The organism is Microbacterium gubbeenense DSM 15944, assembly GCF_000422745.1.
Taxonomy (GTDB): Bacteria; Actinomycetota; Actinomycetes; order Actinomycetales; family Microbacteriaceae; genus Microbacterium; species Microbacterium gubbeenense.
The window spans coordinates 84,110-97,619 of record NZ_AUGQ01000009.1 but is presented as its reverse complement, the minus strand read 5'-3'; the positions used below and the strand labels follow the sequence as shown (position 1 = coordinate 97,619).

Below are 13,510 nucleotides of genomic sequence, written 5' to 3'. Positions count from 1 at the left end.
CGGCAGAAACAGACTGACAATCGTACGCATCACCGACGGACCCGACGGACGGGTCGATGCCCTCGTCGATGAGCCGGTCGGTGAACGAAATCGATGTGTAGACCGACCCGGCATCGGTGTGATGCGTGAGTCCGGCGAAGCCGGTGGCGCCTTCGCGCCGCCGAGTCCAGAGCGCCATCTCGAGGCAGTCCAGCACCAACGGGGTCGTCATGCTCGTCGCGGCCCGCCAGCCGAGGATGCGACGGGAGTGCGCGTCGAACACGAACGCGACGTACACCCACCCCGACCACGTCCACACGTAGGTGAAGTCGGCCACCCAGAGCTGATTCGTGCGGAACCGGGCGAAGTGCCGGTCGACGAGGTCGGCCGGCCTGCTTTCCCTCGGATCCGCGTCGACCGGGTTCTTGCGCCGCCCACGGACGACACCAGCGATCCCGAGCTCCCGCATGAGCCGCTCGACCGTGCAGCGGGCGATGTCATGCCCCTCACGTCGCAACCGCAACCAGAGCTTTCGAGCGCCGAGCAGCCGCCGTTGCTTGCGCCACGTGGCCAGGATGATCGGCTTCCACCGCTCGTCCGACACCTCCCGCGCCGACGGCTCCCGGCTCCGGGTGTCGTAGTAGCTCGATGGGGCGACCTTGCAACCGTGCTGGGTGAGCACGGCACAGATCGACTCGACACCCCACCGGAGCCCACCATCGGTGCGATCCTTGTGCTCGTCGATGAAGGCGACTATCGCAGGTGTGGCCGGTCGAGTTCGGCCGCGAAGAAAGCCGAGGCCGCCTTCAATATCTCGTTCGCACGCCGCAACTCAGCGTTCTCGCGCTTCAGCTTCTTGATCTCTGCCTGCGCGTCGCTCGCGACACCGGGCCGCTGCCCGCCATCGACCTGGACCCGGCGAATCCAGGTGCGGATCGTTTCGGGCGATCCGATCCCCAGCATGCCCGCGACCGCGGTGATCGCCGCGTACTCGCTCGGATACTCGGACCGCACCTCGGCGACCATACGGACAGCGCGCTCACGAAGCTCGCGCGGGTATTTGCTGGGACGTGCCATGAGACAGATCCTTCCAAGGAATTCTGCCTCCGGACACACCGGGGCGACTCAAATTCTTGTAGTTCGATGAAGCCCCCCGTGTCCTGGTCGGGGCGCGTCGTGTTCGTGGCGTGTTGGTGGGCACGGTTGATCGTGGCGTCAATGCTGACCGTCCAATCCACTTTCCCAGCCGAATCCGCTTGGGCCACCACCTGAGAAAGGACACAATCCCACACGCCCCGCCTCGCGTAGGAGCGGTGACGCTTCCACACCGTCTGCCACGGCCCATACCTCTCACGAGGCAGGTCTCTCCAAGGAATCCCCGTCCTGTAGCGGTAGATGATCCCGTTGACGATCATCCGACTATTCGAGAACGGGCGACCCCGACGCCCACAGTTCGTTGGCAACAGGGGCTCCACACGCTCCCACTGCTCATCCGTCATCGCCTCAAACCGAGACTTCTCATTCACCCCGCCAGTATCTCGCGACCCTCACCTCACATATAGGAGACACGCCCTAGCCAACATCTAAATCTGGAGTGCGAAGGAGACGCGACCAGTTTTGGCGTCTCCGTCGACTACGAGTCTCAGAAAACCCGGGGTCTCCTAGAAGACCTCCGCGTGACAATCGAGAGCCTGGACGCGCGAACCGAGGACCTCCGTACATCGATCAGAACAACACGGCGAGACTCCCTGGCACTGCAAGAGAGCATCGAAAAGCTCGACGCGAAGATGGACCCAGAAAAGGGGAACCTCCGCGAACTTCTTGCCAAGCGCAGTGAGATCGAGAAGCACCTGGGCCTCTACGAACAAGTCAAGACCTTTGAGGACATGATCCGACGGATCGCGGACGAGACTGAGGCGGAGGTGGCAACAGCAGTTGCGGGTCTAAGCCTCACCGCCGTACGGGAGTTCTCAGCCGAGATCTCCAAGCGCCTGGCCGAATGGGACTACCCGTCCGCGGCGTCTGTACGGTACGACCGGAAAGAACTCGACATCATCGCTGGCGACCAACGTCGCTCGGCGCACGGCAAAGGGGTACGCGCGGTCCTCCACGCCGCATTCACGCTCGCCCTCGCCCAATACTGCTTTGACCGGGAGCTGCCACACCCCGGTTTTGTTGTGCTTGACTCGCCGCTTGTCACCTACCGCCCACCCGACCAGTCCACGGGGACAGGGGATCAGCCGCCGGAAGGTGTTGTGCGGGCGTTCTACCGTGATATTCAGGCCAACTTTGACGGTCAGGTCATCGTCATGGAGAACACTGACCCTCTAGACCCACTCGGGGCCGACGCGCGCGACATCCGATTCACGAAGCGCGATGACCTGGGACGGTACGGGTTCCTACCGGTCGTCGATGGCGAGGAGACCGCCCACACTTTGGCGACCGAAAGCTAACCGGAAGCAACGGTGGGGGCTCATCCCACCTAGCGACCGCGGCCATGGGGATCACGGAGCGGCATTCCCACACGCAGCAGGTACAGGCGAACTGAGCTTGGATTGAAGCCAAGCCTCTCGCCGATCCTCGCTAAGGACTCGCCCTGCTCGTAGCGGCGGCACATTTCGAGTACCTGTTCCGATGATGGCTTCTCACGACGCAGCCGTACTCCTCGCTCTCGCAGCCGCTCAGCGAGGCGTTGACGACTCACGCCCAGGTCGCCTGCGATCGCCCGCAGGATCTCACCGCCCCTGTACCGGCGCTCTGCCTCATCCAGCATCTCCTCCGTCAACCGCGGAACCGGCTTCGGGAGTGGCCGCGTGGAACCCTGCGAAACCGCTGCTGTCCTGTGCCGACGACGGATCTCGCGATGCGCGGAAACGGCCGACTGCAAGGATGGGGCAAGGTTAGAGCACTGTCGCGCTACCTCCACAGTTTCTGACGAACGAGAGCCCGGTCATCGGCCGGGCTCTCGTTCGCGTTCCAGCTCGTGCGACCCGCGGATTTCACGCCCCGTGAACAGAAGATGGTTGTTCTGGTTGCGAATCGCATGTGCTTCAGCCCATTCACTGTCCGCGCTCACGTTCAGCGCGCGATGACTGAGCTCCAAGCGCGGGATCGTACTCAGCTCGTCGTCGTCGCTCGCCAAACGGGCTTGGCCGACCCCCGTCAGGGCGATTCCGGCGCCGCCATACGCGACGAATCGACGATCAGTTGCAGCGCGCCCACGTGCGCCTCGAATGCCGCGCGGCCTGCGGCGGTGGCGGAGTACCAGCGCGTGCGGCGCTTGCCTGTGAAGGTCGATGAGGATGTCGCGTAGCCGACCTCGCACAGTGCGGCCAGGTGGCTCGAAAGGTTGCCGTCGCTGAGGCGCAGGGCGCGGGCGAGCGCGGTGAAGCGGATCGAGCCCGACGGCGCGAGGCCGTGCAGCGCTGCCTGGATGCGCAATCGGTTCGGATCCGACAGTACCGCGTCGAACGGTGTGCGCAGCCGTTCCCCGAGCTCCGCCGACAGCTCCGAGCTCCGGAGCGTCTGCTCGTCAGACATGCCGTAACCCGACGATGACGCGATAGATTCCGAGCGCCAGCATCGTCAGTCCCGACGCGAGCCCGAACAGCAGCAGGGCGGGGACGGCTTCTTGGATCCCTGCGATGCCGGCGACGACGACCCCGAACATTGCGACGACCGCGAACACCGTGTCGTGCGCGGTGATCGCGTACAGGCACATGGCCATGCCCCACAGCGCACCCAGGAGCAGCGCGAGATGCACCATGGAGGCCGGCTGTCCGGCGGCCACGAGGAACGGTGACGCGACCATCACGGCCATCCAGGCCCACCGCATGCGCGACTCGACGCCCGTGCGGATGACCGCGCGCAGCGGCATCCAGCTCATGAGCATCGCGAAAACCCATGCAAGGACCACCACCGCGATCCGAACGACACCGTCGAGCAAGTCCAGCGCCGCGTAACCTGCGGTCCAGGCCGCACCCCAGCCGATGAGCGGGAACCCGGTTGCCATCGATCGACTGGCGCGACGCGTGCGGTCGGCGAGGGCGCCGATCTCCCGGAGTGACGCTTCAGCGCGGTCGAGCTCGTATGACACGCCGCGAGCATATCGCGAGAAACGGATCCGTTCGAGGGGGCGCGAAGAACTGACCGAGTCCATATACTTTGTGCCACGGAGTATCGGGGCTCCGTCTGTGAAGGGGAGGAAATACCGATGGGCAGCAACTTCAGAAGCGGACTGATCGCCGGAGCGGTATCTGCAGTGATCTGGATGTCGATCAGCTTGTGGGTAGGGATCCCGACCGAGACCGTGGGCTTCTGGGCCCTGGTGTTCCTCGTGGTGGTGACCATCGTCACGATGCTCGTCGCCGCGGGCGTCTCGCGAGGTGCTCAGAGCAGGGATGTGCGGCGCTGACGCGGATCCCACATCGAACCGGCGCCGTTCGGTCTCCGTTCACACGCCGCGCGCTGCAATTCGGAGCCTGGCGGCGCTGGTGCGGGCGCGACGTCGGCGCGCCGGCTCCGAGCCCGTCCAGACGCTTTAGCTCCGCCGCCTCACTCGGACAGATCGACGGGTTCTCAAGCCTGGAGCGGGGTGAGGACGGCGATCTTCCAGGCGTCGCCGACGCGGACGAGCTCATACATGTTTCTCTCGGCGGGGGCGCCACCGTCGTAGGTCCAGGTGACGTCCGCCCAGATGCTGTGGGCCGTTTCGGCGACGACGTCGACTCTCGCGTGGGCCTCGGCGACGCCCTCGTACTGGCCGAATGCTCCGTTGAAGAAGCCCTCGGTCTGGGATGAGTCCGTCACGGCGATGCGCTGGTCGGGAAACTCAATCAGCGCGGGAACGCCGTACTGTGCGCCGATCGCAGCAGCATCGCGGTCGAGCAGCGCGCGAGCGTAGGTCTCGAAGAACTGATCGGCAGTCGCATTCTCAGTCATGCCCGTCACGCTACGCCGAGACCGTCCATAAGTCAGCGGTCGGTGCCGAAGAAGTTCCGTTCGCTCAGGCCTCGCCCGTCACCTCGTCGTGGATGCGGCGCAGGTCCTCGAGGAGGGCGCCGATCAGGATCCAGTGGTCCCCTGTCGGAGTGACGACCGTGTACGGCGTCGTCAGCGCCGGCAGCGTGGTGGTCACGGCGGGCGCGCTCGCGGATCCCGTGAGCCGCAGCGCGAGCCTCACGTCGTGGGCGGCGCGGCGCAGCTGCTCGGCGATGCCGATCACGGCAGACTCTTCGCTCAGCTCGTCGTTGTAGCGGTCGTAGAACGCGCGCGTCATGCCGAGCACCTGTGTGACGACGGGGGAGAACCGCTCGAGCAGCCCGCGGATCTCTTTGAGCTCGCCGCGATGCCGCCTGCTGCGCGGGTTCAGGGCGAGCGAGTCCGCCGCATCGTCTATCGCTGCCTGCGCCTGGTCTCGCATAGGCCGCATGAGGCGGGCCGTCAGTAGCAGCTCTTCGCGCTGGGCATAGGTCTGCGGGGTCTCGAGAGCGGCCGCGAGGCGCTCCATCGTCGCGGCGATCTCCTCACCGAGCGCGTCGAGCCTGGCGTGTGCCGGGGCGACCGCTACCGGCGGAACGAGGGCGAGGTTCACGACGAATCCGATGAGCGCGCCCAGCGCTGTTTCGACGACGCGGATAAGGGCGTAGTCAGGCGTTGCCGCGCCGAGCGCGAGCACGAGCAGTGCGCTGATCCCCACCTGATTCGTGGTTCCCGGCGTCATCTTGAACGCCCACGCGCCGAGCAGGGCGACCGCCACGGCGACGAGGATCACCCACGAGGCCGAGCCGAGCGCGAGGCCCAGAAGTGATGCGATCACGACGCCGATGAGCACGCCGATCGACCGCTCGATGCCCTTCAGGAACGATTGGTTCAGGCTCGGCTGCACCACGAGCAGTGCGGCGATGGCGGCGAATACGGGCGGCGGACCGTCCGGGATCACGAGCACCGACAGCAGCCAGGCGGCAACGGTCGCCACGACCGACTTGACGACCTGCAGCAGGGGAGAGCGGCGCTGGGCTCGCACCGCCGCCATGATCTCCATTTCTCTACCGTATGCCGCCGCGCGCATCCGTCGTCGATCGACGCGGGGGCGTACCCTGGCCACATGGTGACGAGGCCTCCCGAGCGGGATATCGACGAGTCGAGGGTGACGATCTCGCCCCGCAAAACCGAGGCTGTCGGCGTGCCCGCGGTCGTCAGCTCGCTGCGCATGGCGATCGATCAGATGGGCATCCGCCGTACGGCCGAAACGCTCGTGCGTGTGAACCAGAAGGACGGATTCGACTGCCCCGGATGCGCGTGGCCGGAGGAGGACAAGCGCCACGTCGCGGAGTTCTGCGAGAACGGCGCGAAGGCCGTCGCCGAGGAGGCGACCGTGCGCCGGGTCACCCCGGAGTTCTTCGCCGAGCATTCCATCGACGAGCTGCGTGCGCACGACGACTGGTGGCTCGGGCAGCAGGGCCGACTGACGCACCCCATGGTCCTCGATGAGGGGGGCACTCACTACCGCCCGATCTCGTGGGACGACGCGCTCGACCTGATCGCCGACGAGCTGCGCTCGCTCGACGACCCGAATGAGGCCGTCTTCTACACGTCGGGACGCACCTCGAACGAGGCGGCGTTCGTGTACCAGCTGCTCGTGCGCGGGTTCGGCACGAACAACCTGCCCGACTGCTCGAACATGTGCCACGAGTCGAGCGGATCCGCCCTCGGCGAGACGATCGGCATCGGCAAAGGCACCGTCTCGATCACCGACATCCACGAGGCCGACCTGCTCATCGTCGCGGGACAGAACCCGGGCACGAATCACCCGCGCATGCTGACCGCGCTCGAGAAGGCGAAGCAGCGCGGAGCCACGATCATCGCGGTGAACCCGCTGCCCGAGGCCGGGCTGATGCACTTCAACAATCCGCAGACTCCGCGCGGAGTGATCCTCGGTGGAACGCCGCTCGCCGACGACTTCGTGCAGATCCGCCTCGGCGGAGACCAGGCCCTCTTCCAGGCGATCGGCAAGCACCTGATCGAGATGCACGCCGAGCACGGCGGCGTGCTCGACTCGTCCTTCATCGATGTGCACACGTCGGGCTACGACGCCTACGCGGAGCATGTCGCTGGCTTGGAGTGGGCCGAGCTCGAACGGGCGACGGGCCTCACCGAACACCGCATGCGAGGCATTGCCGAGCAGGTGCGCGCCTCCGGTAAGACGATCGTGTGCTGGGCGATGGGACTCACTCAGCACAAGCACTCGGTCCCGATGCTGCGCGACGTGGTGAACACGCTCTTACTGCAGGGCAACATCGGCCGACCGGGTGCGGGCGTGTGCCCCGTCCGCGGGCACTCGAACGTGCAGGGTGATCGCACGGTCGGCATCTACGAGAAGCCGTCGACGTCGTTCCTCGATGCCCTCGAAGAGGAGTTCTCGTTCCGGGCGCCCCGCGAGCACGGCTACGACACCGTTGCGGCGATCCGCGCGATGGACACCGGCCGAGTGCGGTTCTTCCTCGGCATGGGCGGCAACTTCGTGAGCGCCACCCCTGACACGGCCGTCGTCGAATCCGGCATGGCCAAGACCGGCCTGTCCGTGCAGATCTCGACGAAGCTGAACCGCTCGCACGTGGTCACGGGTCGTCGCGCGCTCATCATCCCGACGCTCGGCCGCACCGACCGCGACCGCCGCGGATCGGGCGAGCAGCGCGTCACGGTAGAGGACTCGATGGGCGCCGTGCACGGATCGCGCGGTCGTCTTGCGCCGCCCGCCGAAGATCTGCTGAGTGAGGTAGCGATCATCGCTCGCCTCTGCGCGCGCGTCTTCGCCGGTCGCGATGACGCTCCGGCGGCCGACTGGGTGGGAATCGAGAACGACTACCGAGGGATCCGCGAGCACATCTCGCGCGTCGTGCCGGGTTTCGAGGACTACGAGGAGCGTATCCAGAAGGGGCGCACCTTCTACCTGCCGAACGATCCGCGCGATTCGCGGCGCTTCGCCACGGCGACGGGCAGGGCGATGTTCACGGCGAACCCGCTCGAGTACGTGCGGATCCCCGAGGGCCGCGTGCTCCTGCAGACGCTGCGGTCGCACGATCAGTACAACACGACGATCTACGGCAAGGACGACCGCTACCGGGGCATCTCGAACGGCCGCCGCGTCGTGCTGATCCATCGCGACGACATCGACGAACTGGGCTTCCGCGACGGCGAGATCGTCGACATCGTGTCCGAATGGCACGGACCGGCGGGGCTCGAGGAGCGCCGCGCACCCGAGTTCCGCCTCGTCTCCTACGACACGCCCCGCAAGAACGCCGCGGCGTACTATCCCGAGACGAACGTGCTCGTTCCACTCGAGTCGTTCGCCGACGTGAGCGGTACGCCGACGTCGAAATCGATCATCGTGCGATTCGAGAAGCGGGGATAGATTGGGCAGAATCACGACCAGGCGTCCCGTCACGCGGATCACGCTGGGGGAGCAGCCGCGCCGCCGCCCCGATGCGCTCGCGGTCGAGGAACCGCTGGAGATCCGTGTCGCGGGTGTGCCGTTCTCAGTCACGATGCGCACCCCGGGCCACGACGTCGAGCTCGCAACCGGCTTCCTGCTGTCCGAGGGGATCGCGGCGAAGGGCGCCGATGTCGTCGGCGCGATCCACTGCGGCGGCCCGGGCGAGGGCGGCACCGAGAACACCTACAACGTGCTCGATGTCACCCTCGCGGCGGGCGTCGCGCCGCCGACGCCGGATACGGCGCGGCACGTGTACATGACGAGCTCGTGCGGCGTTTGCGGGAAGGCATCGATCGACGCGGTGCGCGGCGAATCTGCGTATGACGTGTCGACGGATCCGCTCGAGATCGATGCCGGGATGCTCGCCGCGTTCCCGGATGTACTGCGCGCGCACCAGGACGCGTTCGACAAGACCGGCGGGCTGCACGCGGCCGCGCTGTTCGACGGCGTCACGGGAGATCTGCTCGTCGTGCGCGAGGACGTCGGCCGCCACAACGCCGTCGACAAGGTGATCGGATGGGCGGCGATGAACGACCGGATCCCGCTCGTCGGCCACGTGCTGCTGGTGTCGGGCCGCGTGGCGTTCGAGATCGCGCAGAAGGCCGCGATGGCCGGGATCCCCGCGATCGCCGCCGTGTCGGCTCCGTCATCGCTCGCCGTCGAGCTGGCGACCGAGGCGGGCATGACGCTCGTGGGCTTTCTGCGCGGGCCCCGTATGAACGTGTACGCGGGCGAGCACCGCATCCGCATCGGTTCACCGACGATTCAGCAGCACGTCACATGAACCGAGGGTGACGTTCACCAGCGTCGCGCACAGTGACGGAAACGGCTCGCACGAGCCGGGATCCGATCGCTGGGAGAACGCATGTCGTCGCCCCTCGCCTGGGTGGAATCACCGCTGCAGCTCATCGGCGCCGCGGAGTGGGCGTCCGCTCGCGGCACGCGGATCGATTTGGCCGCACGGCTCACCGCTCAGGTCGAGCAGACGACCGCCGAGCTCACGGCACGGGGTGCGATGTTCGGCATCCAGGCCGGTTACTACGGCGTGCCGTGGCGCATGCTCGCCTCGCACGATCACTGGCTCATCGGTGACGGCTTCTCGGGCCAGTTCCGCCTGGCCGCCGCGCTGCTGAGACCGAAGACGCTCACCTTCCTCGACGACGGGCTGAACGCGATCGCGTTCGCCGACGCGCTGACCGGATCGCGCGAGTACGCGCGTCCCGGCATCGAGGAGCGCGGCTTCGCTCGCCGAATCGCGCCCTTCGCCCTCGACACGATGCGTTTGCGCGCCGCATCGGGTCGCGCCGAGGTGTTCACCGCCTTTCCGCTCGGGGAAGAGCGCGAGCGTGCGCTTCGCGATCTCGGCGCGGCGATCGGCGGGCACGGCTTCGAGTGGTTGCGCGGCACCGCTCCGAGCGCGCTGTTCGGCGCCGATGTGCCGCATCGGCGCGTGATTCTCGGCAGCGCGCGGGTTGTCGACGGACATATGTCGCAGTCGGAGTACTTGGCGTGGGTCCGCAGAGAGTCGCGCGGCGGCGCGTGCGCGTATCTCCCGCATCGGCGTGAGGACGACGACACCCTTGGCGCCGTGGCGCGTCTCGACGGGATCGAGATCGTGCGCACGGGCCTGCCGATCGAGCTCGTGCTTGCCGCCGGACGCGCCCACGACATCGTCATGCTGCGTTCGAGCGCGGCCGTGACGCTGCGCCGCGTTCTGGACGGCACCGGATCCATCGTGACCGAGCGCATCAACGCCGCGGGGGAGGAGATCGCCGCGTGACGGGGGAGACGGTCGCGATCATCCCCGCACGCGGCGGTTCGAAGGGCGTGCCGCGCAAGAACATTCTGCGGGTCGGCGGGATCCCGCTCGTCGCGCGTGCCGTGCGCACGGCAGGCGCGGCCGACGGCATCGACCGCGTGATCGTGTCGACCGACGACGACGAGATCGCCGGCGTCGCGGAGAGCTGGGGTGCGGAGGTCGTCCGGCGTCCCGCGGATCTCGCGGACGATGCCGCGACCTCCGAGGACGCCGTCCTGCATGCGCTCGAGGATCTGGCATCGCGCGGTGTGGTCGTCGACACGGTCGCGTTCCTCCAGACGACGAGCCCCTTCATCCCCTTAGAACCGCTCTCGGACGCCGTGGCGCGTGTGCGCTCGGGCGACGCGGACAGCGTGTTCTCAGCGCGCGAGTCGTACGAGTTCTCGTGGGCCGAGGATGATGGCGAAGCGTGGGCGGTCGGGCACGACCGCGACCATCGTCCACGCCGTCAGGACCGCGATCCGCTCTTCGTCGAAACGGGCGCGTTCTACGTGTTCCGCGAAGAGGGATTCCGCGCGGCGCGGCACCGGTTCTTCGGCCGCACCGCGATCGCGCGGGTACCGGCGCAACTCTCGATCGAGATCGACACCGCCGACGAGCTGGAGGCCGCCCGTGTTCTCGCGCCGCTCGCCGATGCCGGACAGTGCGACCGCATCGACGTGAGCGCGGTCGTCACCGACTTCGACGGCGTGCACACCGACGACACGGCCGGCGTCGACGAGTACGGCGAGGAGCACGTGCGCGTAAGCCGTTCGGACGGCATGGGCGTGCGCCTACTGCGCGAGGCGGGAATCCCGGTTCTGATCCTGTCGACCGAGCGCAACCAGGTCGTCGCGCGCCGCGCGGAGAAGCTCGGCGTCGACGTTCTGCACGGGCAGGGCGACAAACGCGCCGCGCTGATCGCCTGGGCCCGCGAGGCGAGCATCCCGCTCGACCGCATCGCCTACGTCGGTAACGACGTGAACGACCTGGGATGCCTGGAGGCGGTCGGCTGGCCGGTCGTCGTTCCCGGATCCCACCCCCGCGCCGCGTCGGCCGCACGTCTCGTGCTCAGCCGCCGCGGCGGAAACGGAGCCGTCCGCGAGCTCGCAGAGCGCGTGCTCGCATCGCGCACCACCCCAACGGAAGGAACACGCTGATGAGCGTCACCATCGGAGCATCCCGGATCGGCGGCGGCGCGCCCGCCTTCGTCATCGCGGAGATCGGCCTCAACCACAACGGATCCGTCGAGATCGCCAAGCAGCTCATCGACGTTGCGGCCGACGCCGGCGCCAACGCCGTGAAGTTCCAGAAGCGCACTCCCGAGATCGCGACCCCCGAGCACATGCGCGACACACCGCGCGAGACGCCATGGGGCACGATGACCTACCTCGAGTATCGACACCGCGTCGAGTTCGGGCGCGACGAGTACATCGAGGTCGGCGACTACGCCACGATGCGCGGGCTCGAGTGGTTCGCATCGCCGTGGGACGTGCCGAGCGTGGAGTTCCTCGAGGACCTCGGCGTCGTGGCGCACAAGGTCGCCTCCGCCAGCGTCACCGACATCGAGATGCTCGACGCGCTGCGTGAGACCGGCAAGCCGGTGATCCTCTCGACGGGCATGTCGACGATGGATGAGATCGATCGCGCGGTCGAGACGCTCGGCACCAACAACCTCGTCATCCTGCACGCGACGTCGACCTACCCGATGGAGCCGGAAGAAGCGAACATGCGCATGATTCCCGTCCTGCGCGACCGCTTCGCCGGCGTGCCGGTCGGATACTCGGGACACGAGCGCGGCCTGCAGATCTCGCTGGCGGCAGTCGCCATGGGCGCCGTTGCCGTCGAGCGCCACATCACGCTCGACCGCACCATGTGGGGCTCGGATCACGCCGCCTCGCTCGAGCCGGGCGGGTTCGCGACGCTCGTGCGCGACATCCGCATCATCGAGGCCGCCCGCGGTGACGGCGTGAAGAAGGTCTTCCCCGGCGAAGAGGCGCCCAAGGCCAAGCTCCGCCGCGTTCCCGCGTGAGGGTCGTCGCGGTCGCCGACACCGATTCGTATGTGAAGTGGGCGGCCGCGCTCATCGCGGATCCGCGGGTCGACGGGTCCCTCCTCGTGCTCGAGACCGAGCTCGCGGTGAGCGATTCGCAGCTGCGGTCGGCGGTCTCGGGGCTCGACGTGCCGGTCCGGCGGGTGCCGTACGACCGACTTCGACGGGCGCTCGTCGGCGCCGAGGTCGTGCTCGTGGCGGCGCGCGGCCCCGTCGCGAGGGTCGTCGCCCGGGTCGCGGGCCGCCTGTCGCCCCGACCCGTGATCGTGACGGGGCTGCCGGGAATCTCGATTCCGCCGACCTGGCTCGCGATGCACTTCCGACGAGAGTGCGACTTGTTCGTGCTGCACTCGCATCGCGAGGTGCGCGAGTTCGAGGCGCTCGCGGTCGAGCGCGGCATCGATCAGCGCTTCGCGCTCGCGAGCCTGCCGTTCGCTCGGGCGCACGCCGCCCGGGCTGAGGGGACCGATCTCGTGTTCGCGGCGCAGGCGATCGTGCCGCGCGAGCGGACGGAACGGCAGCGCGTCGCGCGGATCCTCGTCGAGGCGGCGCACGCGGATCCGTCGCGCCGCGTGGTGCTGAAGCTGCGCGGGCGACCGGGAGAGCACGAGACGCACCGCGAGTTCGATACCTATCCCGATCTGCTCGCGCAGATGGGCGACGTGCCAGCGAACCTCGTCGTCTCGTACGCGCCGATGCGCGAGGCTCTTGCGATCGCGGAGGGACTCGTGACCGTCAGCTCGACGGCCGCGATCGAGGCGGCGGCGTGGGGCGTGCCGGTGATCGCGCTCGATGAGTTCGGCGTCGCGCCGGAGCTCATCAATCTCGTGTTCGAGGGGAGCGGCCTGCTCCGGCCCGCGGCGGACGTGGTCGCGCGCAGGCTCGCTCATCCCGACGCCGGCTGGCTCGCCGACAACTACTTCCACGACCCGTCGGACGATACGTGGATCCGCGTCGTGCAGGAACTCGTCGAGCGTCGGGCGCGGGGCGAGCTTCCGCCGCGCGACGTGCCGCGGATCGTCGGCGGCCGCGCACACGAGGCGTGGGATCGCCGGCAGGCGCTCGGCCGAATTGATCGGAGCGCGGGCGGACGCCTCGCGGGCGTCGTCGGCACGCCGATCCGCGGGGTGCTCGTGATCGTTCGGCGGCTGCGTCGGCGGCTCATCGGATCCGCGTCGTGAGGCGG

General features: G+C 67.9%; 14 protein-coding genes and 1 pseudogene. 8 read left to right on the top strand and 7 right to left on the bottom strand.

Features of this window, described 5'->3' with window-relative positions:
- The 3 genes and pseudogenes from G510_RS0107600 to G510_RS17890 form a co-directional block, all read right to left on the bottom strand.
- The coding region (locus G510_RS0107600; RefSeq protein ID WP_036322406.1) for an IS3 family transposase at window positions 1-724 on the bottom strand (724 nt) is incomplete at its 3' end.
- A gap of 8 nt (window positions 725-732) precedes the next feature.
- Window positions 733-1,056, bottom strand: coding sequence for a transposase (locus G510_RS19080; RefSeq protein ID WP_029153144.1), 324 nt, complete (start codon window positions 1,054-1,056; stop codon window positions 733-735).
- A 46-nt stretch (window positions 1,057-1,102) separates the two neighbouring features.
- Window positions 1,103-1,478, bottom strand: a pseudogene (locus tag G510_RS17890) (IS5 family transposase); the annotation flags it as partial.
- Window positions 1,479-1,655: 177 nt separating this feature from the next.
- Between G510_RS17890 and G510_RS0107590 the strand changes: the two are divergent.
- Window positions 1,656-2,432: a type IV secretory system conjugative DNA transfer family protein gene (locus G510_RS0107590; RefSeq protein ID WP_029153143.1), complete on the top strand. Its 777-nt coding sequence runs from the start codon at window positions 1,656-1,658 to the stop codon at window positions 2,430-2,432.
- 709 nt (window positions 2,433-3,141) lie between these two features.
- Here the strand turns inward: G510_RS0107590 and G510_RS0107585 are convergent.
- Both G510_RS0107585 and G510_RS0107580 read right to left on the bottom strand, forming a co-directional pair.
- Window positions 3,142-3,519: a transcriptional regulator gene (locus G510_RS0107585; protein ID WP_051216574.1), complete on the bottom strand. Its 378-nt coding sequence runs from the start codon at window positions 3,517-3,519 to the stop codon at window positions 3,142-3,144.
- Window positions 3,512-4,075 carry a hypothetical protein gene (locus G510_RS0107580; RefSeq protein WP_029153141.1) on the bottom strand — a complete coding sequence of 188 codons (564 nt, stop codon included), beginning with the start codon at window positions 4,073-4,075 and terminating at the stop codon, window positions 3,512-3,514. The genes G510_RS0107585 and G510_RS0107580 overlap by 8 nt, the downstream gene beginning before the upstream one ends.
- Window positions 4,076-4,192: 117 nt before the next feature.
- Here G510_RS0107580 and G510_RS0107575 point away from each other — a divergent pair, with 117 nt between their 5' ends.
- A complete protein-coding gene (locus G510_RS0107575) occupies window positions 4,193-4,393 on the top strand; it encodes a hypothetical protein (RefSeq protein WP_029153140.1) in 201 nt (66 codons plus the stop codon).
- 164 nt (window positions 4,394-4,557) lie between these two features.
- On the opposite strand, the gene G510_RS0107570 is transcribed toward G510_RS0107575, so the two are convergent.
- Together G510_RS0107570 and G510_RS0107565 are read right to left on the bottom strand one after the other, a co-directional pair.
- Window positions 4,558-4,920: a hypothetical protein gene (locus tag G510_RS0107570; protein WP_029153139.1), complete on the bottom strand. Its 363-nt coding sequence runs from the start codon at window positions 4,918-4,920 to the stop codon at window positions 4,558-4,560.
- A gap of 64 nt (window positions 4,921-4,984) precedes the next feature.
- On the bottom strand, window positions 4,985-6,022 hold the full coding sequence (locus G510_RS0107565) for an FUSC family protein (RefSeq protein ID WP_029153138.1): 1,038 nt from the start codon (window positions 6,020-6,022) through the stop codon (window positions 4,985-4,987).
- 63 nt (window positions 6,023-6,085) lie between these two features.
- Between G510_RS0107565 and G510_RS0107560 the strand changes: the two genes are divergently transcribed.
- From G510_RS0107560 to G510_RS15910, 6 genes are all read left to right on the top strand, one after another.
- Window positions 6,086-8,392: an FdhF/YdeP family oxidoreductase gene (locus G510_RS0107560; RefSeq protein WP_029153137.1), complete on the top strand. Its 2,307-nt coding sequence runs from the start codon at window positions 6,086-6,088 to the stop codon at window positions 8,390-8,392.
- 1 nt (window position 8,393) lies between these two features.
- Entirely contained in the window at window positions 8,394-9,257 is an 864-nt protein-coding gene (gene fdhD / locus G510_RS0107555) for a formate dehydrogenase accessory sulfurtransferase FdhD (RefSeq protein ID WP_029153136.1), read from the top strand.
- A gap of 81 nt (window positions 9,258-9,338) precedes the next feature.
- Window positions 9,339-10,253: a hypothetical protein gene (locus G510_RS0107550; RefSeq protein ID WP_029153135.1), complete on the top strand. Its 915-nt coding sequence runs from the start codon at window positions 9,339-9,341 to the stop codon at window positions 10,251-10,253.
- Window positions 10,250-11,431: an acylneuraminate cytidylyltransferase gene (locus tag G510_RS0107545; RefSeq protein ID WP_036322366.1), complete on the top strand. Its 1,182-nt coding sequence runs from the start codon at window positions 10,250-10,252 to the stop codon at window positions 11,429-11,431. The genes G510_RS0107550 and G510_RS0107545 overlap by 4 nt, the downstream gene beginning before the upstream one ends.
- On the top strand, window positions 11,431-12,303 hold the full coding sequence (locus G510_RS0107540; RefSeq protein ID WP_029153133.1) for an N-acetylneuraminate synthase family protein: 873 nt from the start codon (window positions 11,431-11,433) through the stop codon (window positions 12,301-12,303). The genes G510_RS0107545 and G510_RS0107540 overlap by 1 nt, the downstream gene beginning before the upstream one ends.
- Window positions 12,300-13,505 carry a DUF6716 putative glycosyltransferase gene (locus tag G510_RS15910; RefSeq protein WP_051216573.1) on the top strand — a complete coding sequence of 402 codons (1,206 nt, stop codon included), beginning with the start codon at window positions 12,300-12,302 and terminating at the stop codon, window positions 13,503-13,505. The genes G510_RS0107540 and G510_RS15910 overlap by 4 nt, the downstream gene beginning before the upstream one ends.
- Window positions 13,506-13,510 lie beyond the last annotated feature (5 nt).